This is a genomic window from Janthinobacterium sp. TPC_1 (genome assembly GCF_056037845.1).
The window spans coordinates 951405-972462 of sequence record NZ_CP195157.1; the positions used below are offsets into that span (position 1 = coordinate 951405).

16 protein-coding genes and 2 pseudogenes are annotated in these 21058 nt (G+C 63.8%); 3 read left to right on the top strand and 15 right to left on the bottom strand.

Annotated elements, in window-relative coordinates; translation table 11 throughout:
• Positions 1-98: 98 nt before the first annotated feature.
• Genes ACQVLG_RS04650 through ACQVLG_RS04660 form a run of 3 tightly spaced genes read right to left on the bottom strand, consistent with a single transcriptional unit; the run spans position 99 to position 3799 of the window.
• Positions 99-1559: an aspartate aminotransferase family protein gene (locus ACQVLG_RS04650; protein WP_474293076.1), complete on the bottom strand. Its 1461-nt coding sequence runs from the start codon at positions 1557-1559 to the stop codon at positions 99-101.
• Positions 1560-1570: 11 nt separating this feature from the next.
• Entirely contained in the window at positions 1571-2941 is a 1371-nt protein-coding gene (locus ACQVLG_RS04655; RefSeq protein WP_034788700.1) for a glutamine synthetase family protein, read from the bottom strand.
• Between the two features lie 54 nt (positions 2942-2995).
• A complete protein-coding gene (locus ACQVLG_RS04660) occupies positions 2996-3799 on the bottom strand; it encodes a gamma-glutamyl-gamma-aminobutyrate hydrolase family protein (RefSeq protein WP_474293079.1) in 804 nt (267 codons plus the stop codon).
• 224 nt (positions 3800-4023) lie between these two features.
• Here ACQVLG_RS04660 and ACQVLG_RS04665 point away from each other — a divergent pair, with 224 nt between their 5' ends.
• Positions 4024-5169 (top strand): MFS transporter, encoded by a 1146-nt coding sequence (locus tag ACQVLG_RS04665; protein WP_474293081.1) that lies wholly within the window; start codon positions 4024-4026, stop codon positions 5167-5169.
• A gap of 4 nt (positions 5170-5173) precedes the next feature.
• Here the strand turns inward: ACQVLG_RS04665 and ACQVLG_RS04670 are convergent, their stop codons facing one another.
• The 5 genes and pseudogenes from ACQVLG_RS04670 to ACQVLG_RS04690 all read right to left on the bottom strand — a co-directional run bounded on the left by ACQVLG_RS04670 (position 5174) and on the right by ACQVLG_RS04690 (position 11605).
• The gene (locus tag ACQVLG_RS04670) at positions 5174-5953 is read right to left on the bottom strand and encodes a hypothetical protein (RefSeq protein ID WP_474293083.1); all 780 of its coding nucleotides are present in this window, start codon (positions 5951-5953) and stop codon (positions 5174-5176) included.
• Entirely contained in the window at positions 5950-6516 is a 567-nt protein-coding gene (locus ACQVLG_RS04675) for a sigma-70 family RNA polymerase sigma factor (RefSeq protein ID WP_474293085.1), read from the bottom strand. The genes ACQVLG_RS04670 and ACQVLG_RS04675 overlap by 4 nt, the downstream gene beginning before the upstream one ends.
• 49 nt (positions 6517-6565) lie before the next feature.
• Entirely contained in the window at positions 6566-8452 is a 1887-nt protein-coding gene (locus tag ACQVLG_RS04680; protein ID WP_474293087.1) for a beta-propeller domain-containing protein, read from the bottom strand.
• Between the two features lie 96 nt (positions 8453-8548).
• Entirely contained in the window at positions 8549-9172 is a 624-nt protein-coding gene (locus ACQVLG_RS04685; protein WP_035822575.1) for a trimeric intracellular cation channel family protein, read from the bottom strand.
• A 4-nt stretch (positions 9173-9176) separates the two neighbouring features.
• A pseudogene (locus ACQVLG_RS04690) lies at positions 9177-11605 on the bottom strand (penicillin-binding protein 1A).
• 130 nt (positions 11606-11735) lie between these two features.
• Here ACQVLG_RS04690 and ACQVLG_RS04695 point away from each other — a divergent pair.
• Entirely contained in the window at positions 11736-12629 is an 894-nt protein-coding gene (locus ACQVLG_RS04695) for an HTH-type transcriptional regulator ArgP (RefSeq protein ID WP_474293089.1), read from the top strand.
• 14 nt (positions 12630-12643) lie between these two features.
• Here ACQVLG_RS04695 and ACQVLG_RS04700 read toward each other — a convergent pair.
• The 4 genes and pseudogenes from ACQVLG_RS04700 to ACQVLG_RS04715 form a co-directional block, all read right to left on the bottom strand.
• Positions 12644-13518, bottom strand: a pseudogene (locus ACQVLG_RS04700) (ABC transporter permease).
• Positions 13515-14360, bottom strand: a complete 846-nt coding sequence (locus tag ACQVLG_RS04705) for an ABC transporter ATP-binding protein (protein WP_474293091.1) — start codon at positions 14358-14360, stop codon at positions 13515-13517. Before ACQVLG_RS04705 ends, ACQVLG_RS04700 begins: the two are co-directional and overlap by 4 nt.
• 1 nt (position 14361) lies before the next feature.
• Positions 14362-15375 carry an ABC transporter substrate-binding protein gene (locus ACQVLG_RS04710; protein ID WP_474293093.1) on the bottom strand — a complete coding sequence of 338 codons (1014 nt, stop codon included), beginning with the start codon at positions 15373-15375 and terminating at the stop codon, positions 14362-14364.
• Between the two features lie 32 nt (positions 15376-15407).
• Positions 15408-16292, bottom strand: a complete 885-nt coding sequence (locus tag ACQVLG_RS04715; protein WP_474293095.1) for a TauD/TfdA dioxygenase family protein — start codon at positions 16290-16292, stop codon at positions 15408-15410.
• Between the two features lie 211 nt (positions 16293-16503).
• Between ACQVLG_RS04715 and ACQVLG_RS04720 the strand changes: the two genes are divergently transcribed.
• A complete protein-coding gene (locus tag ACQVLG_RS04720) occupies positions 16504-16989 on the top strand; it encodes a tetratricopeptide repeat protein (RefSeq protein ID WP_474293097.1) in 486 nt (161 codons plus the stop codon).
• Between the two features lie 18 nt (positions 16990-17007).
• Here the strand turns inward: ACQVLG_RS04720 and can are convergent, their stop codons facing one another.
• The 3 genes from can to dnaK all read right to left on the bottom strand — a co-directional run bounded on the left by can (position 17008) and on the right by dnaK (position 21052).
• Positions 17008-17679, bottom strand: coding sequence for a carbonate dehydratase (gene can / locus ACQVLG_RS04725; protein ID WP_131685712.1), 672 nt, complete (start codon positions 17677-17679; stop codon positions 17008-17010).
• 135 nt (positions 17680-17814) lie between these two features.
• The gene (gene dnaJ, locus ACQVLG_RS04730) at positions 17815-18948 is read right to left on the bottom strand and encodes a molecular chaperone DnaJ (protein WP_474293099.1); all 1134 of its coding nucleotides are present in this window, start codon (positions 18946-18948) and stop codon (positions 17815-17817) included.
• A 160-nt stretch (positions 18949-19108) separates the two neighbouring features.
• A complete protein-coding gene (gene dnaK / locus ACQVLG_RS04735; protein WP_474293101.1) occupies positions 19109-21052 on the bottom strand; it encodes a molecular chaperone DnaK in 1944 nt (647 codons plus the stop codon).
• Positions 21053-21058: the final 6 nt, after the last annotated feature.

Sequence of the window (21058 nt, forward strand, 5' to 3'; positions counted from 1 at the left end):
CCGGGGTCAGTCGCTTCGCGATCGGAATACGTCCCACCGGGACGTATTCCCCCGGCGGGTCTGACCCCGGTATTCTTGCGTTTGGGTTCAGCCAGAACCTACACCCAGCCCTTCGCCTTCACCTCGTCATACGTCTTGTCCAGGCACAGCCGTATCAGCGCCATCATCTCATCGATCTGCGCGCGCGTCATCACCAGCGGCGGGGCGACGATCATGCGTTCGCCCACGGCGCGCATGATGACGCCGTTGTCGAACATATGGCCGCGGCAGATCATGCCCACGCCCTGCCCCTCGTCGAACAGCTCGTTGTCGTGCACGGTGGCGCCCTTGCGGCGCACCAGGTTCAGGCCCGCGACGAGGCCGCAGCTGTCCGCATAGCCGACCAGCGGATGCTCACCCAGGCTGGCGAAGCACTGCTTCAGGTACGGTCCCGTGTCCTCGGCCACCTTGGCCACCAGCTGCTCTTCCTCGATGATGCGGATGTTTTCCAGCGCGGCCGCGCAAGCGACTGGATGGCCCGAATACGTGAAACCGTGCGTGAATTCGCCGCCCCGCTCGATCAATACCTTGGCCACCCTGTCGCCCACCAGCACGCCGCCCAGGGGCACGTAGCCCGAGGTGACGCCCTTGGCAAACGTGATCAGGTCGGGCTTGATGCCGAACAGCTCGGAGCCGAACCAGCGCCCCAGGCGGCCGAAGCCGCAGATGACTTCATCCGCGATCAGCAAGATGCCGTACTTGTCGCAGATGCGCTGGATTTCGGGCCAATACGTCGATGGCGGGATGATGACGCCGCCGGCGCCCTGCACCGGTTCGCCGATAAAGGCGGCCACCTTGTCGGCGCCGATTTCGAGGATCTTGTCTTCCAGCCAGCCAGCCGCTTTCAAGCCGAAGGCTTCCGGAGACAAGCCGTGGCCCGATTCCAGGTAATTGGGCTGGCCGATATGCGCGATGCCCGGTATCGGCAAGCCGCCCTGCGCATGCATGCCGTCCATGCCTCCCAGCGACGCCCCCGCCACCGTGCTGCCGTGATACGCGTTGTGGCGGCTGATGATGGTGTGGCGTTCCTTGTAGCCGAGGATATCCCAGTAGCGGCGCACCATGCGCAGGTTTGTGTCGTTGCCCTCGGAGCCGGAACTGGTGAAGAACACGTGCTGGAACTGCGGCGGCGATATCTGCGCCAGCTTGGCCGCCAGTTGCGCGGCCGGCACGTTCGTCGTGCCAAAAAAGCTGTTATAGAAGGGCAGCGTCTCCATTTGCCGGTACACGGCTTGCGAGATCGACGTGCGGCCGTAGCCCACGTTCACGCACCACAGGCCCGACATGCCGTCGACGATCTTCTTGCCCTGGCTATCCCACAGGTAGACGCCGTCGCCGCGCACCATCACCCTGGCGCCCTTGCCTGCCAGATCCTGGAAATCGGTGAACGGATGCAGGTAGTGGGCCGAGTCCATTTTCTGGATGGCTGCCGTGTCATACACCTGCGGCGCCGCGTTTTTCTGCGCCACGGAGGCTACAAAAGCGGCGCCTGGCGCCAGCGGATTGTTTGTTATGCTCATGCGTGTTCCTTTTAAACGTGTAACAACAAGTGTTCGCGCTCCCACGGACTGATGACGGTCATGAATTCCTGGTGCTCGAGGTCCTTGATGGCCGCATACACGTCGATGAAGCGCTCGCCCAGCACCGTGCGCAGCTTGTCTTCCGCACGCAGCAGCTGCAGGGCTTCGGGCAAGCCTTGCGGCAGCTCGAACTTCATGTCGTAGGCGCTGCCCACCATCATCGGCGTCGCTTCCAGCTGTTCCGTCATGCCGAGATAGCCGCAGGCCAGGGTGACGGCCAGGGCCAGGTAAGGATTCGCGTCGGCGCCGATGATGCGGTTTTCCACACGCCGGTCCTGCACGCCCGACTCGGGCACGCGGAAGCCCACCGTGCGGTTGTCCAGGCCCCACTGGATGTTGATCGGCGCGGCCGTGTGGCGCACGATGCGGCGGTAGGAATTCACGTAGGGCGCGACGATGGCCATGGCCGACGGCATGTAGCGCTGCAGGCCCGCGATGTAATGCTTGAAGATGGGCGCGGCCGAACCGTCCTCGTTGCTGAAGATGTTCAGGCCCGTCTTCGCATCGACGACGCTCTGGTGCACGTGCATGGCGGAACCCGGCTCGCCCGCCATGGGCTTGGCCATGAAGGTGGCGTACATATCGTGTTTTAACGCCGCTTCGCGCAAGGTGCGCTTGAAGAAGAAGACCTTGTCGGCCAGCCCCAGCGGATCGCCGTGCAGGAAGTTGATTTCCATCTGTCCCGCGCCGATTTCGTGGATCAGGGTATCGACGTCAAGGTTCATCAGTTCGCAGTAATCGTAGATGTCCTCGAACAGCGGATCGAATTCGTTGACGGCGTCGATGCTGTACACCTGGCGGCTCGTCTCGGCCCGGCCGCTGCGCCCGATGGGCGGTTTCAATGGCAAGTCGGGGTCCGTGTTCTTCGCCGTCAGATAGAACTCCAGCTCCGGCGCCACCACGGGTTTCCAGCCCTTGTCCGCATACAGTTTCAGCACGCGCCGCAGCACGGAGCGGGGAGCGAAATCGACCAGCATGCCGTCGGCAAAATAGCAGTCGTGGATGACTTGCGCGGTGGGATCGGTAGCCCACGGCACCATGGTGATGGTGGTGGGATCGGCCTTTAAAATCATGTCGCGGTCGGTGCTGGAAATGGCGCGGTCATAGCCGCCGTCGTCGACCGGATAATTGCCCGTCACCGTCATGCCCAGCACCGCCTCCGGGATGCGCATGCCGCGCTCCTGGGTGAATTTCCCGCGCGGCAGGATCTTCCCCCGCGCCACGCCCGTCAAGTCGGGCACCAGGCATTCGATTTCCGTGACGCGCTTTTCATTGAGCCACAAATCCATATCCGTATAGGTGAAATTTTCGCGTATTGCCATGCTTCCCTCTCGCTGGTCTTGATCAAACGCCGCGTGCTGCGGGCGGCGCGCCTGTCATTCTGTCTTTCTGTGCTGCTCCTGGTAATCGCGGCACGCCTGGCCGAAGGCGCCGAACAGCCGCATGGACTGCGGATTGTCTTCCACCTGCCATTCCGGGTGCCATTGCACCGCCAGCGCAAAGCCGGCGGCGCTGGCCACCGTATACGCTTCCACCAGGCCGTCGTCGGCCAGCGCTTCCACCAGCAAGCCATCGGCCAGCCGCGCGATGCCCTGGCCATGCAGGGAATTGACCATCATTTCGCTCTCGCCGCCCAGCAGCCGTGACAGCACGCCGTCGGGCATCAGCTTGATGCGGTGCGCGGGCGCGTACTGGCGCGCCAGGGGATCGAGCACGTTCTCGCGGTGGTCCATCATGCCCGGTACCGCCTGCACGGCCTGGTGCAGGCTGCCGCCCAGGGCCACGTTGACTTCCTGGAAGCCGCGGCAGATGGCGAACAGCGGCAGTTGACGCACCAGCGCGGCGCGGATCAGGGGCAAGGTGGTGGCATCGCGCGCGGGGTCTTGCGGCAGGTCGGGATGCAAGATCTCTTCGCCGTACAGGCGCGCATCAACGTTCGAGGCCGAGCCGGTCAGCATGATGCCGTCGGCGACCTGCAGCGCCGCTTCCAGGTCGGCGTCGGCGCCCAGGGCGGGCAGCAGCAGCGGCATGCAGCCGGCGCCGCGCAGCACGGCGTGCAGGTATTTGTCCTGCGCCATGTGCCAGGCGGCTGCCCAGCTGGCGCTGGCAGGCGGGAACGAGAACGATGGGACGGCGCATGGTGCTACCTCGCTGGCGTGACGATCCAATGACAGCGCCATGACAGCGCTGCCGCTCGCTACACTGTACAGCAGAGCCGGTAGAAACGGCCACACGTGGCCAACGGCGGCACACATCGCCTACACTACGGCCTTGCTTTATTAAAATCATCATATGCCCGTCCGGCGCCAAACACCAGCGCCACCGGCAAAGTCCCTTACTTTCCCATGCATCCACACCGCTTTCCAGCCTTCCGAAACTCCTTTTTCACCCTGCGGGGACAGCCATGAAGCACATGCCATGGCGCGACTTCTTTGCCCTCGTGGTCAGCATCGGCGTGGTCGGCCTGGGCCTGGGCGCGACCATGCCGTTGACGGCGCTGACCCTGCACCAGCGCGGCGTGGGCACGGACATCATCGGCATGATCACGGCCGTCAGCGCGCTCGGCATCCTGGCCGCCTCGCCATTCGTCTCGCGCTGGGTGGGGCGCTTCGGCGCGCGCGCCACCATGCTGGGCGCCGTCTGGGTGGCGTTGCTGGCGACGATCACCATGCAGTTCACCGATCATCTGCTGGCGTGGAGCGTGCTGCGTTTCCTGTTCGGCGGCGCCATGGGCGTGCTGTTCACCATCGGCGAAGCGTGGGTGAACCGCCTGGCGCCCGACAATTCGCGCGGACGCGTGGTGGCCATGTACACCACCAGTTTTACCTTCTTCCAGCTGATCGGCCCTGCCCTCGTGGCCCTCTTCAACGACAAGATCAGCTGGAGCTTCGCCGCCTGCGGCCTGCTGTTTTTGCTGGCCGTGCCGGGCCTGATGCTGATCTCGAACGGCGGCCCGGAACGCGAACCGGAGGAACAGGGCGTGAAGTGGACCCTGATCCTGCCGCGCATGCCGATGATCGTGCTGGGCGCCGCCTTCTTCGCCCTGTTCGACACGCTGGCATTGAGCTTGCTGCCGCTGTATGCGATGGAGCACGGCATCGGCACCGACCTGGCCCTGCTGTCGGCCACCGTGGTACTGGTGGGCGACACGGGCCTGCAATTTGCGCTGGGATGGATGGCCGACCGCTTCGGCCGCGCCAGGGTGCACGCGGGCTGCGGCGTGGCCGTCTGCCTGCTGCTGCCGCTGCTGCCGTTTGCCGTCGGCACGCCGTGGCTGTGGTGGACCTTGCTGCTGTTGCTGGGCGCGGCGGCGGGCGGCATCTACATGCTGGCGCTGGTGGCCTGCGGCGAGCGTTTTACGGGCTTGTCGCTGACCAGCGCCAGCGCCATCGTCAACGCCACCTGGGGTGTGACCAGTGGCGGCGGCCCCTTGCTGACGGGCGTGCTGATGCAATCAGTCGGCGTGAACGCCCTGCCTGCCGTGATGTGGGTATGCTGCGCCATTTTCGTCGGCAGCGCCGTGTGGGAACGCAGGAAGGGGATCGTGTAACGCGCTACTTTTTTTCCAGGCGCTGCCGCAGCTCGTCGGCCACCGGATAATCGGGATAGACCTGCCGGAACGCTGTCCACTCCTCGTGCGCCAGGGTATCCTCGCCCGCCTTGAGCAGGGCGTCGATCTTCACCAGCCATACGGAGGCGTCGAGCTTTGCGGGCGGCGGCAGTGGCGCCGACTTTGCCGCGACGGGCGCGGGCATGGCCAGCGCGCGCTGCACGGGCGCCGAGCGTTGCAGGCCGGCTTCAGCCTGCATGGCGGCTTGCTGCTCCATTGCCGCAGCAGGCGCCGGCGGTGGCGGCGGCGCAGGGGGAGCAACGGGTACTGACACGTGCGCTGGCACCGGCTCGGCCTGCGCCGGCGACCTCGGTGCCGCCTTGGTCATGGCGCGCGGTGCTGGCCGCGGTGGCGCAGACTCAGTGGCAGGTGCAGCGGCCGGTGCGGACATCACCTCCTGCGTGAGCGGTTCCCCGACGACGGGAAATTGCGCCGGTTTCGACCCGAACCAGTCCACACCGATCAGGTTTACCGTCAACAGCACGGCGGCGGCCAGTCCCAGCGGCACGCGCCAGCGCTGCAGGTAATCGGGCGATTTCTTGGCCGGCAAGGTGCGCCGCACGCCATCGGCGCTGTCGTTCGCGGCAACGGGTTTTGCCAATGCTTTTTCAGCGTCGGCCAGGATGGCCGCATCGAGCGCGCTGGAAGGCGCGGGCTGCGGCAGGCTGGCCAGCAACGCGTTCAATTCCTCGTCATTCGGTTCGTCGTGATTGTGCGTATTCATGCCTGTCCTCCCGCGCCAGCGGCGCTGTCCAAGCCCGCGCGCAATTTCTGCATGGCGTAGCGCAGCCGGCTCTTGACGGTTTCCGCTTCTGCCCCCGTCACCACGGCGATCTCGAGGATGCTCATGCCGCTGAACTGCTGCAGCACCAGCGCTTCCTTCTGTTCCGCCGGCAGCGCGGCGATGGCCGCATGCAGCCGTGCATGCTGCTGTTTCTGCTCCAGCGATTGCGGCGGCGAGGCGCCCTCGTCCGCCAATTCGCCCACGCCGTCGTGTTCCAATCCTTCCCGCTGGCGCAGGAGGTCGATCAGGCGGTTGCGCGCGATCTGGTACAGATAGGTACGAAACGCCGCATGCGGCTGGTAGCCGGCGCGCGCCGCATGCAGGCTGGCCCACGCATCCTGCACGATCTCGTCCACCCACGCGCGGCGCGGCGAACGCCAGGCCACGAAGCGGTACAGCCCCTGGCTGTGGCGCCGGTACAGCTCGCGAAACGACGGCAGGTCGCCGGCGCTGTAGCGCAGCATCAGGTCTTCATCCGTCGCGGTCAATAAAGTGTCGGGCATGCGAATCAGTGTAGCCGAACTACGCGGCAGCGGCAATTTCCCGACGCCGTCAGCGTACAGTGGGCGCGATGGGCGCATAGCTGATGCGGCGCACTTCGCGGATCTGTCCATCCCTGAGCGCCCCTTCCACCAGTTCATAGCCGAGCAAGGCGAAGACCCGGCCCTGCAGGAACAGGGGCCGCGCATTGCCATACCAGTCCACGCAGGACGCGCGGCAGCCGTCGTCCGGCGCCTGGCCCGGCCGCGCGGCAAGCGCGCCCAGTTCCGTCAATGTCAAACCGCTGTTGCGCAGATACAGGACGGAGGCGGCTGACTTGTTGAGGCCAGGCCGCTCGTCCGCGCCCAGGATGGGCAAGCCGATCAGGCCCTCATTTTGAGCTTGCGGCTTGTAGAAAAAGCCGTGGCTGCGCGACTCGCCCTGCGCCGCGTCGGCGCGGATGTAGCGCGTGGCGACCGCCGCCTGCGCCCCCAGGCCGATGGTGCTGAAGTGCAAATCCCTGCCCTGTGCGCCAATCACCACCGCATCATTGCCCAGCGCCTCGATGCGCTCCACGCCGTGCGGCAGGGACAAGGCTTGCACGCCGCCCGCGTCGGCCCAGCGCACGGCGTACAGGGGCTGGCGCGGCCAGGCCTGGTCGGCCTTGCGGCGTCCCGCATTGCCCGGATTTCCATACAACAGATACGGCCCAACATAACGGTTCTGCAGGCCGTAGCCGCCACCACCGGGCAGCGGCTTGTAGCTGCCGGCGGGCGCACTGTCGCGGCCATCGGAAAACGACGCCAATGGCACGCGCAGCAGGGCCATGTCGCCCCGCCCCCGCGCGCCATCCCACATGGCGTCGCCCTGGCCCTCGGCGCGCAGCAGGACGTTCAAGTGGCCATCAGCGCTTTCCAGGAACGAGAACTGGTCGACGGGCGCCCCCGCCACCTTCAGGGCGCTGGGCGCCGTGCCATCGAGGGGAATGCGGAACACGCCCGAGTCGCTGCCGCGGCGCGTGGTCCACACGAAGACGGATTCGCCGGACACGTAAAACACGCGCCCCTGCGGCCCCATCACGGCGGTCGCTTCACAGCGCATGTCGCGCTGTGCCAGGTCGCACACGGTGACCGTATGCAGGGTCAGACCAAAGCCTGGTTCGGGCTCGTCATCGGTGCGGTAGATGCGCGTGGCAGGGGCGATGCGCTTGAAATCGGACGGCACGGCATCGGGGCGCCAGCGGCGCAGCGCGGGGAAGCCGCCGAACGGGTCGCCCCGGCGCAAGTTCAGCGACAGGGGCGAATAGAACACCAGTTTGCTGCCGATCAGGCGGCTAGCGTAATTGCGCGACGAGTAATAATCGTTGGAGCGCAAATGGTAAGTCGAGCGGTAGGCCAGCTTGCCGTCCGCGTCGATGTCGAACAGGCCGATTTCCGTGCCGCCCCGGCTGTAGCTGTAGCCGATCACCACCACCGTGTCGCCATCGATCAGCATCTCGTCATACCAGCTGCCCGACGGGTCGCTGCCGGGCGCGAACGCGTCGAGCGAGGCGACTGGCTGCAAAGCATTGCCGCCCACCTGCACGGTAAACAGCTTGCCGCGCCGGAGCATCACCAGGTGCCTGCCGTGCAGCTTGACGATGCCGCCTTCGTCCACGCCCGCCGTCTGCACATTGGTGACGGATTCGGCCGCCTCTGCCGATGCCGCCGGCGCCGCTTTCGCCGCCATCGGCGCGGGAGGGGCCGGTGGCGCCGACATGTACTGCGCCGTGGCGCGCTGCAGTTTCTGCTGCTCCCTTTGCAGCGCCGCCTGGCGCGCCTGCAGCTGCTGCAGGTAGCTGCTCAAGGCTTGCTCGCTGGCGAACGGCGCCAGGGTCTTGCGCGGCGCCGTGCCGGCGGCGTGGCTGCCTGCCGACAGCAACAGGGACAGTATCAATGTGATCTTGAGAGCACTGGACATCGCTTCTTCTCCGGTTGGCTGGGGTGTCCAACATGAAACGCAGCGGCGCAGAAAAAGGGGTTAAATTTGCGCAAAAATATGCACGTGGCTGCCGTCTTACTCAAAACCCCGTATGCGGTCGCCGTTGAAATTCGGCAGCCGCCACTCGAAATGCAACGCCAGGAAACGGAACAAAAAGCCCGCGCCGATGGACGCCAGCTGCGCCACCGAGCTGTCGACCTTGAAGTGCAGCAGGCCAACGTACAGGGCACCCGTGAACAGGGCCACGGTGGCATACACTTCGCGCTGCAGCACGAGGGGAATCTGGTTGCACAGGATATCGCGCAGCAGGCCGCCGAAGACGCCCGTGATCATCCCCGCCAGCACGACGATGGCCGGATGCATCTTGGCCGACATGGCGATGTCGCAGCCAATCACGCAAAACGCCACCAGGCCCAGGCCGTCGACCAGCAAAAAGATGGCGCGCAGATGGTGCAGGTAGCGTGCGACAAAGGCCGTCACAATGGCCGCGCCGATGGTAAACAGCAGGTATTCGGGATGCGCGATCCAGCCCAGCGGATAGTGCCCCAGCAGCACGTCGCGCACGGTGCCGCCGCCCAGCGCCGTGACGGTGCCGATCATGCAAATGCCGAACAAATCCATGCCGCGCCGCATGCCCATGATGGCGCCGGACATCGCTTCGGCGACAATCGCCACCAGGTAAATCGTATATAGCAGCATGGTCTTACTCTTCCGAAAATGATTTGAGAATTTGTTCGCGTTCGCGCGCTTCGCTCAGGGTGCGCGCCTCGCTCGTGCCCGTGCTGGAGCCGCCATCGCCCGCTTCACCGTGGGCCATGCGCGTATCGGCACCGGCGCTGCCGCAGCCGACGCTGCTGTGGATAAAGGCGAAGTTATCCTTCAGGCAGTCGCCGGCCAGGTATTCGGCATACACATAGTCGCCGTCGAGCAGGGCCAGGCCTGGCGGTTCGGCCAGCACCTGCTCGCGGCGGCCCTGCACGGCCACCTGCATGTAGTCGCGCCAGACGGGCAGCGCCAGGGTGCCGCCGGTGGCATTGCCCAGGCTTTTCGGCTGGTCGTAGCCTAGCCAGACGACGGACACCAGGCCCGAGGAATAGCCGGCGAACCAGGCGTCGTACGCATTGTTCGACGTGCCCGTCTTGCCTGCCGCGTCGCCGCGCCCCAGCGCCAGCGCGCCGCGTCCCGTGCCGCTCTTGACGACGTCGCGCAGCATGCTGTCCATGACGTAGGCATTGCGCGTGGAGATGACCTGCGTGCCCGCTGCCGGCACGCCTTTGGCGCGCGGCGCCGCGTCGCTGAACAACACCGCGCCGCTGCGGCTGCGCACTTCCTTGATCAATTTGGGCGGCATCTGCACGCCGCCGTTGGCGAACACGGCATACGATTGCGCCAGCTGCAGCGGCGTGACGGCGCCCGCGCCCAGCGCCAGCGGCAGGGAAACGGGATTGCGCGCGCCCTCGAAGCCGAAGCGCGTGGCGTAGTGCTGCACGTAGCCGGGCCCCGCCGCCTGCATCAGACTGACGGCCACCAGGTTTTTCGAGCGCACGAGGCCGCGCCGCACGCTGATGAAGCCTTCATAGTTGTTGCCGTAATTGCGCGGACGCCACGGCTGCGCGCCCGTTTCCTGCGGCAGCAACAGGCGCTGCGTATCGTCCACGGACGTGCCGGGGAAATATCCCTTTTCCAGCGCCGCCGAATACACGAAGGGCTTGAAGCTGGAACCGGCTGGCGGTAGGCTTGCATGGCGTGGTTGTAGTGGTTGCGGTAGAAATCGAAGCCGCCCGCCATGGCGACGATTTCGCCGCTGTGCGCCTCGACGGAAATGAGCGCGCCTTCCATCTCGGGCAGCTGGCTCACGAGCCAGCGGTTTTTCGCCGCGTCGTGCACCACGCGGATCACGCTGCCCTCGACGATGGCGCGCTTGCCATCCCACTGCAGCTTGCCGCCCAGGCGCGCATCCGACGCCGTCAAGGTGATCTCGTCGCCATTGCGCAGCTGCGCCGTCAGCTGGCGCTTGCCGCCGCTCTCCACCTTGCGCACCAGCGCGGCGCGCACTTCTCCGCTGTCCGGGTAGGCGGCCAGCTGGCGCGCCACGCTGTCTGCGGAGGCGGCCAGGCGCGCTTCCGGGCCGCGATAGCCGCGCCGCGCCTGCGCATTCAATAGCCCATCGCGCAGCGACTTGTCGGCCGCCCGCTGCGGCGCCATGCGGATGGTGGTCGTCACGTCCAGGCCCATGCTGTAGGCACCTTCCGGGTAGCTTTGCAATATCAGCTGGCGCGCTTCCTCGACCGCATACGCGGCCGCGTGCACGGAGCTGTTGCGGTCCTTGTTCAGGGCCAGTTTTTCCGCCACGGCGGCGTCGTATTCGGCCGGCGTGATGTAGCCGAGTTCGCGCATGCGCTGCAGAATGTAGTGCTGGCGCACGGTGGCGCGCTGCGGATTGGCGACGGGGTTGTAGGCCGACGGCGCCTTCGGCAAGCCGGCCAGCATGGCCGCTTCCGCGATGCTGACGTCGGCCAGCGGCTTGTCAAAATAAATGTTCGAGGCGGCGGAAAAGCCGTAGGAACGTTCGCCCAGGTAAATCTGGTTCATGTACAGTTCCAGCAGCTTGTCCTTGCCGTAGTGCTGTTCCAGCTTGTAGGCGAGCAGCATCTCCGTCAGTTTACGCTGCACGGTCTTTTCGCGCGACAGGAAAAAGTCGCGCGCCACCTGCATGGTGATGGTGCTGGCGCCCTGCGCGTGGTGGCCCGTGACGACGTTGGCCAGGGTGGCGCGCGTCAAGCCATAAAAGTCCACGGCGCCATGCTCGTAGAAGCGGGCATCCTCGATGGCCAGCAAGGCCTGGCGCATGCGCAGCGGGATCTCCTTCAGGGGCAGGAACTCGCGGCGCTCTTCGCCGTACTCGGCCAGCAGCTCGCCTTCGCTGGAAAAAATGCGCAGCGGCAGCGCGGGCTTGTACTGGGCCAGGTGCTCGACGGGCGGCAAGTCTTGCCACGCCTGGCGCAGCCACCAGCCGCCCGCCAGCGCGGCGGCCATGCCCAGGCCCAGGGTCAGTCCCAGGCCGAATTTCAGATTGCGCGCCAGCTTAGACTGCGGCTTGCGGGGGGTATGGTCGTTCGCTTGTGCTTCCATGGTGGTATTCCCTTGCTGCCAGGAGGCCGCGCGCGGCACTCCATCAAAGAGGCATTGTGCACTGCAACACACCCATCCTTATGAAAAGTAAGTATTATTTAGTATTGATAAATTTTTCTTATGTTAGGCAGTGGTCATGGATCTCAATCCCAAGCACACGGAAGCGTTCCGCGCCGTCGTCGAAACGGGCAGTTTCGAACAGGCCGCGCTGCGGCTGCACCTGACGTCGCCCGCCATTTCGCAGCGGGTGCGGGCGCTGGAAAGCCAGCTCGGTAATGCCTTGATCGTGCGCAGCCGTCCCGCGCGCGCCACGCGCATGGGCCAGCGCCTGATGCAGTACCTGAAGCGCGCCAAGCTGCTGGAAGCGGACTTGCAGGCGGAACTGGCGGTGCAGCAGGATGCCCCGCTGACGCTGGTGCTGGCGCTGAATGCGGATTCGATGGGCACGTGGTTCTTCCCCGCCCTGTCCGAGGTGCTGATACGCGAGCGCGTGCTGCTCGACCTGACCGTGGAAGACCAGGATCACACCTATACTTTGCTGGAGACGGGCATGGCGATCGGCTGCATCAGCACGGAAGCCAAACCCATGCGCGGCTGCACGGCCGAGCCGCTGGGCGTGATGCGCTACTGGCTGGTGGCCACGCCCGCGTTCCGCCAGCAGTGGTTCGCGCACGGGCTGACGCGCAAGGCGGCGCGCACGGCGCCCGTCGTCGCCTACACGCGCAAGGACACCCTGCAGTCATCGTTCCTGCAAGAGGCGCTGGGGCTGCCCGAAGGGGCCTACCCCTGCCATTACGTGCCGGGCGCCACCTCGCACTTCAACGCCATCCGCTACGGCCTCGGCTACGGCATGGTGCCGGAATTGCTGCTGAAGGCGAACACGGATGGCGAGCTGGTGGAAATGCTCACCCCCAAGACGCCGGCCGACGTGGCCCTGTACTGGCACACGTGGAAGGTGCAGTCGCCGCGCATGGAGCAGCTGTCGCGGCAAATCATCGCGGCGGCGCGCAAGATCCTGAAATAAGTATGGTGAGATAACTACCGCTGCATGCCCCAGCGTTTCAGGGTCACGCGCTCCAGGGTGCGAAAAAGCCGATGTTTTCCACGATTAAACCGATGACGATGACGGCCGCCAGGCCGGCAAACACCTTGTCCGTGTACAGCTCGTTACGGTTCTGGAAGATATACCAGCCCAGGCCACCCTGCCCCGACGTGGTGCCAAATACCAGCTCGGCCGCGATCAGGGTGCGCCAGGCGAATGCCCAGCCTATCTTCAAACCCGAGACGATGGACGGCAAGGCGCCCGGCACGAGGATGTGCAGCACCAGGCGCAAGCCGCTCAAGCCATAATTGCGGCCCGCCATGCGCAGGGTCTCGGGCACGCCCTGGAAACCCGCATACGTGTTCAGGGCCAGCGGCCACATCACGGAATGGACGATGACAAAGATCAAACTCGCACGTCCCAGGCCAAACCACAGCAAGGCCAGCGGCAGCAAGGCGATGGCCGGCAAGGGATTCAACATGGCCGTCAGGGTTTCCAGCACGTCGCGCCCGATGCGGCTCGACACGGCCAGCAAGGTCAGCACGAAGGCGGCCAGCACGCCCGCCGCATAGCCTTGCAGCAACACGACGAGGGACGCGGCCGTGCGCGTCAGCAATTCACCGCTGGCGATGCCGCCGATAAACGCCTGCGCCGTCTGCAGAAAACCGGGCAATAATAAATCGTTGTTTGTCCAGCGCGCCGCGCCTTCCCACAGCAGGGCCAGGCTGAGCAAAATCAAGGCCTTGCGCCACAGCGCGTGCTGGCTCCAGCGCTGCCAGCGCGACAGCGGCAGCTCGACGGTGACGCCGGCCGGCGGCGGCGCCGCATACACGACCTCCTGGCGAATCGGTGGTTCCAGCAGCGCGCTCATCCGGCCTCCCGCTGCGCCGTATCCGCTTGTTGAGCAGGATCAACCTCCTCATCGAACAGCAAGCCGTGGATGCGGCTGCTGGCCGCCTGGAATTCCGCACTGCCCGCGCTGTGCAAGCCGAACTGATGGCTGTTGAGTTCGGCACGCACCCGGCCCGGATGGGGCGACAGCAGCAGGATGCGGTTGCCCACGACCAGGGCTTCCTCGATCGAATGCGTGACGAAGACGAGGGTAAAGCGCAGCTCCTCCCACAGGCGGCTCAGCTCTTCCTGCATCTTGCGCCGCGTCAAGGCATCGAGGGCGGCAAACGGCTCGTCCATCAACAGCACTTCCGGCTGCATGGCCAGGGCGCGGGCGATGGCCACCCGCTGCTTCATGCCGCCCGACAAGGTATGCGGATGGGCGTCCTCAAAGCCGGCCAGGCCCACCTTGGCGATCCAGTGATGGGCGCGCTCGCGGGCCGCCTGCTTGTCCAGCCGCTTGCTGGCCAGCAAGGGGAACATGACGTTTTCCAGCACGGTCTTCCATGGCGGCAACTGGTCGAATTCCTGGAACACGACGACACGGTCCGGCCCCGGTTTGTGAATGGGCTGGCCCTGCATGGCGATGCTGCCCGCGCGCGGCGCGATGAAGCCGGCCACGGCTTTCAATAAGGATGACTTGCCGCAGCCGGATGGCCCCAGCAGCACAAAACGGTCGCCCCGAAAGACGTCGAAACTGACGTCGTGCGTGGCGCGCACGGTGCGCTGCTCCGTGCGGTATTCCAGGCTGACATGCTTGACGCTGAGCAAAGGCTGTAAGGTGACAGGAGGGCGTACCAGGTGAAAAGCGGGCGCATTCATGTCAGCCTCCTTGCGTAATGGCAGGGTCGTCAAAGAAATAGTCGCGCCAGCTGTCGGGCAGGTTGCGGATGGCGCTCACGCGGTGCAGGAATTGCGCCAGGCCATAGGTGTTTTGCGGCGCGATCTTGAATTGCACTTGCGGATTGGCAAAGATTTTCAGCAGCAGATTGCGGTCCACCTTGCTTTTATTGACCTTGATATAGATGTCGGCCGCGCCCTGCGGATTGCTGCTCGCATACTGCGCCGCTTCGGCCAGCGCGGCGATGAAGGCGCGGTACGTCTTCGGGTTGTCCTTGCGGTACTTTTCCGTCGCATACAGCAGGGTCGACGAGCTGGGCCCGCCCTGCACGTCGTACGAGTTCAGGATGATGCGGGTGTTCGGGTTTTGCGCCAGCTCCTGTTCCTGGAACGGCGAATTGCCGAAGTGGCCCGTCAGCTCCGTGCCGCCGGCGATGATGGCCGCCGCCGCATCGGGGTGCGGCAGGGTTTGCGTGATTTTATCCAGACGGGAAAATTCCTTGTCGCCCCACTGCTTCGCCACGGCCATCTGCAATATCCTCGCCTGGACGGACACGGAGACGGCGGGCAAGGCGATGCGGTCCTTGTCCGTCAAGTCGGCCAGGGTTTTCACCTTGGGATTGTTGCTGATCAAGTAGTAGGGGAAATTACCGAGCGAGGCCACGCCGCGCACGTTCTGCCGGCCTTTGGTGCGGTCCCAGATGGTCAGCAGCGGCCCCAGGCCGGCCCCCGCGATATCGATATTGCCCGACAACAAAGCGTCATTGATGGCGGGGCCGCCGGACAGGGTGATCCACTCGACCTTCACATCGACGCCCTGCTGCTTGCCATGCTTTTCGATCAGCTTTTGTTCCTGCGCAATATTGAGCAGCAAGAAGGTGATGCCATGCTGGCCCGCGATGCGGATCTGGCCTTCGGCCCGGGCCATGGGCATGGCCATGCACAGCACGACAATGGTGGCGAGCAGGCGGCGGGAAAAGGTCAAGATCGGCAACATGGACACTCCTTGGGTCAGATCAACAGTAGAAATCAGTACGGCGCATCGCCTTCGATGGTTGTACGGTAGAGTTTGCGGCGCTGCTCGGGCGGACACCCCGTCGCCAGATGCATCAGGGAACGGTTGTCCCAGAACACCAGGTCATGCGGCTGCCAGCGGTGCACGTACAGGTGTTCCGGGCGTACGCTGTGCGCAAACAGTTCGTCGAGCAGGGCGCGGCTTTCATCGTCAGGCAAGCCGACGATGCGCGTGGTGAAATGTTCGCTGACGAACAGGGCGCGCCGTCCCGTTTCCGGATGCACGCGCACCACGGGGTGCGTCACGGGTGTGACTTCATCGATCTGCGCCTGCGTCAGCGCGGGCCGCCACGGGTTGCGGCGGCGCAACTCCTCATACTGGCTCAGATAGCTGTGCTCGGCGCGGGCGCCGCGCACGGCATGGCGCAGCGCGGCCGGCAAGCTTTCCCAGGCCAGGTGCATATTGGCAAACACGGTATCGCCGCCCTCGTCCGGCAATTCCTGCGCGTGCAGCATGGAACCGAGGCTGGGCACTTCCTTGTACGACAGGTCGGAGTGCCAGAAATGGCCCGCGTCACCCAGACCGATGGGCTGGCCATCTTCGACGATGTTCGAGATGATCAGCACCTCCGGCTGCGTGGGCAGCTGGAACTGGCGCAGCACGTGGATTTGCAGGGGGCCGAAGCGGCGGCTGAAATCGACTTGCTGCTGCGGCGTGATGCGCTGGTCGCGGAACACCAGCACGTGATGGTCGAGGTGGGCGTGGTGCAGGCGCTGGAAGTCGCCCAGCGACAGCGGCTGCGCCAGGTCCAGCCCCAGCACTTGCGCGCCCAGCGGCGCGTCGAACGTTTCGATACGGAACTGGCTGGAAGAAAACGCGGATTTCAGGACGGCCGACATGGGAACTCGACTAGAGTCTGGGGAAGTCCACTGTATGCCTGCGCATCGATCCTGCAAACGAAGCATTTACTATATGGATATGCGCGGCGCGTTGCGCCACGCTGCAACAGGCACTGTCACGCAATGGCACAGCAGTAACGGCTTCGCCCGGGAATGGCGCTAGCACGCAACTTGCTTATCTACCAATCTTCAATTGTTGATCAGGAAAGCCATGCCCACCGTCGCCCTGCTGCTCGCCTTGCTGCTCCCTGCTTTCGTCCACGCCCAGGACGGCCAGGGTGAAAGTGATCTCAGCTACAAAGCCTATGTGCACAGCGAGAAGCGCATCAAGTGTTTATATGGCTATGCGGCCGACAAGACGGGCGACCATGCGGCCGCCGTGGCCATCTTTGAAGATTGCATCCGGCGCTGGAACGATGTGTATTCGATGATTTGGCTGGCCCAGCTGTATGAAACGGGCATCGGCGTGCCGAAGGACCTGGCGCAGGCGACGGCGCTGATGCGGCGCGGGGCCCATACCAACGATGACGCCGCCTATGCGCGGCTGGCGCGCTATCACTATGGAGTAGCACTGGCCGAAGGCCGGGGCACGCCCCGGGATATTCCCCAGGCAAAAACCTGGCTGCGCCAGGCGGCGCAGGAAGGCGTGCGGGAGGCGGCCGATTACCTGGGCCGCCTGGAAGGCGCCGCGCCCTAGGCGCTGCGCCGGTGTTGCCTACGCCGTCGCTTCGTAGCGGGCCAGGCGCGTTGCCATGCGCGGCGCCAGCTCGTGGCCCGCCGTGACGGTCACTTCCAGGTCGTTCAGCAAGCCATCCTTCAAGCCATAGACCCAGCCGTGGACGCTGAGTTCCTGGCCCCGTTCCCACGCATCTTGCACGATGGTGGTCTGGCACACGTTCAAGACTTGCTCGACCACATTCAGTTCGCACAGGCGGTCGCCGCGCTGGCGGCTCGTCAGCACGTCGCCCAGGTAGCGTTCGTGCTTCTGGCCCACGTCCTGGACGTGGCGCAGCCAGTTGTCGACCAGGCCGATACGCGTGCCCGTCATGGCCGCATGCACGCCTTTACAGCCGTAATGACCGACGATGATGACATGTTTGACTTTCAGCACGTCCACGGCAAATTGCAGGACGGACAGGCAATTGAGGTCGGAATGCACGACCACGTTGGCGATATTACGGTGCACGAACACGTCGCCAGGCGCCATGCCCAGCAGCTCGTTGGCGGGCACGCGGCTGTCGGAGCAGCCGATCCACAGGTATTCGGGCGAGGTCTGCGCTTCCAGGTTCTTGAAGAAGTTCGGGTCTTTCGCCACCATCGAGTCGGCCCAGCGGCGGTTACGCTGCAGCAGTTCCGCCAGGGCCAGGCCATTTTTCTGTTCGGTCATATCGCTCCCATTGTGTAATACGACTGAATTGACGGCAGATCGCGCCCATAGGCCGGCGATGTGCGCACATTTATCAGTCGCAGTGAAAAAAACGCCGGGATGTTTCAGCATCCCGGCGCATGGTATTACGTGTGCTTACTCAAAAAAGTCCTTGACCTTGTCCTTCCAGGTCTTGCTTTGCGGACTGTGCTTGGCACCGCCCTCGGTGGTCGACTTTTCAAAGTCGCGCAGCAGGTCTTTCTGTTTTTCCGTCAGTTTGACGGGCGTTTCGATGGCCACGTGGCAGAACAGATCGCCCGCATAACCGGAGCGCACGCCCTTGATGCCCTTGCCTTTCAGACGGAAGGTCTTGCCCGACTGGGTCCCTTCCGGGATCGTGAACGACACTTTGCCGTTCAGGGTCGGCACTTCGATTTCGCCACCCAGGGCCGCCTTGGCGAACGAGATCGGCATTTCGCAATGCAGGTCGTCGCCTTCGCGCTGGAACACGGCGTGCGGCTTGATGTGGATTTCCACATACAGGTCGCCCGACGGGCCCCCATTCGTGCCCGGTTCGCCATTGCCGGACGAACGGATACGCATGCCGTTGTCGATACCGACTGGAATTTTCACTTCCAGGGTCTTGTTGCGCTTGATGCGACCGGCGCCGCCGCACGGCGTGCACGGGTCGGTGATGACCTTGCCGCTGCCATGGCATTTCGGGCAGGTTTGCTGGATGCTGAAGAAACCTTGCTGCATGCGCACCTGGCCGTGGCCACCGCAAGTACCGCAGGTGGTCGGCGAGGTGCCCGGCTTGGCGCCGCTGCCGTGGCACGTGTCGCACTTGTCCCAGCTCGGCACGCGGATGGTCGTGTCGAAGCCGTGAGCAGCTTGCTCCAGTGTAATTTCCAGGTTGTAGCGCAAGTCGGCGCCACGGTACACCTGTGGCCCCGCATTGCGGCTGCGTCCACCGCCACCGCCAAAGATGTCGCCGAAGATATCGCCGAAGCTGTCGGCAAAGCCGCCAGCACCGCCGCCGAAGCCGCCACCGCCGCCCATGTTCGGGTCCACGCCGGCGTGACCATAACGGTCATACGCTTCGCGCTTTTCCGGATTGGTCAGCATCTCGTAGGCTTCTTTGACTTCCTTAAACTTTTCTTCCGATTCCTTACTATCCGGATTGCGGTCCGGATGGTATTTCATCGCCAGTTTACGGTAAGACTTTTTGATCTCTTCTTCCGAAGCATTTTTTGCGACACCGAGTGTCTCGTAAAAATCACGCTTTGCCATGTTGTCGGCACCTTGCAGTCTATCTACTGATGTAAAAATTACACGAAAAAGCCGAGTCGAGTGCTGCACTGGGCAACGACTCGGCTCGGCCGGTCTTCGCGGCTAATCCCGCGATGTAGCGTTCAGCCCGGCTGCCCCCGGTGAAGGGGGCGCAAGACAATTACTTGCTGTCTTTGACTTCTTTGAAGTCAGCGTCAACAACGTCGTCTTGCTTGGCACCTGCGTCCGATGCGCCAGCAGCTTGCTGTGCACCTTCCGCGCCGCCGGCAGCTTGCTGCGCTTGCATGTCGGCATACATTTTTTCGCCCAGTTTCTGCGATGCGCTCGACAGTGCTTCCACCTTGGCGTCGATCTCAGCCTTGTCGCCCGCCTTGATGCTTGCTTCCAGGTCGGTGATCGCCGCTTCGATCTTCTCTTTCTCGCCCGCATCCAGCTTGTCGCCGTATTCGGTCAAGGATTTCCGGGTCGAGTGTACCAGAGCATCGGCCTGGTTGCGCGACTCGGCCAATTCTTTGACCTTTTTGTCTTCTTCCGCGTTCAACTCGGCGTCTTTGACCATCTTCTGGATTTCAGCCTCGGTCAAGCCGGAATTGGCCTTGATCGTGATCTTGTTTTCCTTGCCGGTGGCCTTGTCTTTCGCGCCGACGTGCAAGATGCCGTTGGCGTCGATGTCGAAGGTCACTTCGATCTGTGGCGTACCACGCGATGCTGGCGGGATGCCTTCCAGATTGAATTCGCCCAGACCCTTGTTGCCGGCGGCGATTTCGCGCTCACCCTGGAAGACCTTGATGGTCACCGCAGGCTGGTTGTCGTCGGCCGTCGAGAAGACCTGGCTGAACTTGGTCGGAATCGTCGTGTTTTTGTGGATCATCTTGGTCATCACGCCGCCCAGGGTTTCGATACCCAGGGACAGAGGAGTGACGTCCAGCAACAGCAAGTCTTTGCGTTCGCCCGACAGGACCGAACCTTGAATCGCTGCGCCCACGGCAACGGCTTCGTCCGGGTTCACGTCCTTGCGTGGATCCTTGCCGAAGAATTCCTTCACTTTTTCCTGCACCTTCGGCATACGGGTCATGCCGCCGACCAGGATGATGTCATCGATGTCCGACACTTTCACGCCAGCATCTTTGATGGCGGTACGGCATGGTTCCATCGTCGCCGTGATCAGCTCTTCCACCAGCGATTCCAGCTTGGCGCGGGTCATCTTCAGGTTCAAGTGGACCGGTGCGCCGTTCGCCATGGCGATGTCGGGCTCGTTGATCTCGGTTTGTTGCGACGACGACAACTCGATCTTCGCGCGCTCGGCCGAAGCCTTGATGCGCTGCAGGGCGATCGGATCTTTTTTCAGGTCGATGCCGTTGATCTTCTTGAACTCGTCGATGATGTAATCGATGACGCGCTGGTCGAAGTCTTCGCCGCCCAGGAAGGTGTCGCCGTTGGTCGACAGCACTTCAAATTGTTTCTCGCCATCAACATCTGCGATTTCGATGATCGACACGTCGAACGTACCGCCACCCAAGTCATACACGGCGATTTTACGGTCGCCTTTTTCGGTCTTGTCCAGGCCGAACGCCAGCGCTGCCGCGGTTGGCTCGTTGATGATGCGCTTGACGTCCAGACCAGCGATACGGCCGGCATCCTTGGTGGCTTGACGCTGCGAGTCGTTGAAGTACGCAGGCACGGTGATGACGGCTTCGGTGACTTCTTCACCGAGGTAGTCTTCTGCCGTTTTTTTCATCTTGCGCAGGACTTCAGCCGAAATTTGCGGCGGCGCCAGTTTTTTGTCGCGTACGCCGATCCATGCATCGCCGTTGTCGGCTTTCATGATTTGGTACGGCATCAGCGCGATGTCTTTTTGAACTTCTTTTTCGTCGAACTTGCGACCGATCAAACGCTTGACTGCGTACAGCGTGTTTTTCGGATTGGTCACGGCCTGGCGTTTCGCTGGCGCGCCGACAAGAATTTCGCCATCTTCTTGATAAGCAATAATCGACGGCGTCGTGCGTGCGCCTTCAGCGTTTTCGATTACCTTTGGTTGACCGTTTTCCATGATGGAAACGCAGGAATTCGTGGTTCCCAGATCGATACCGATAATTCTACCCATGATTTT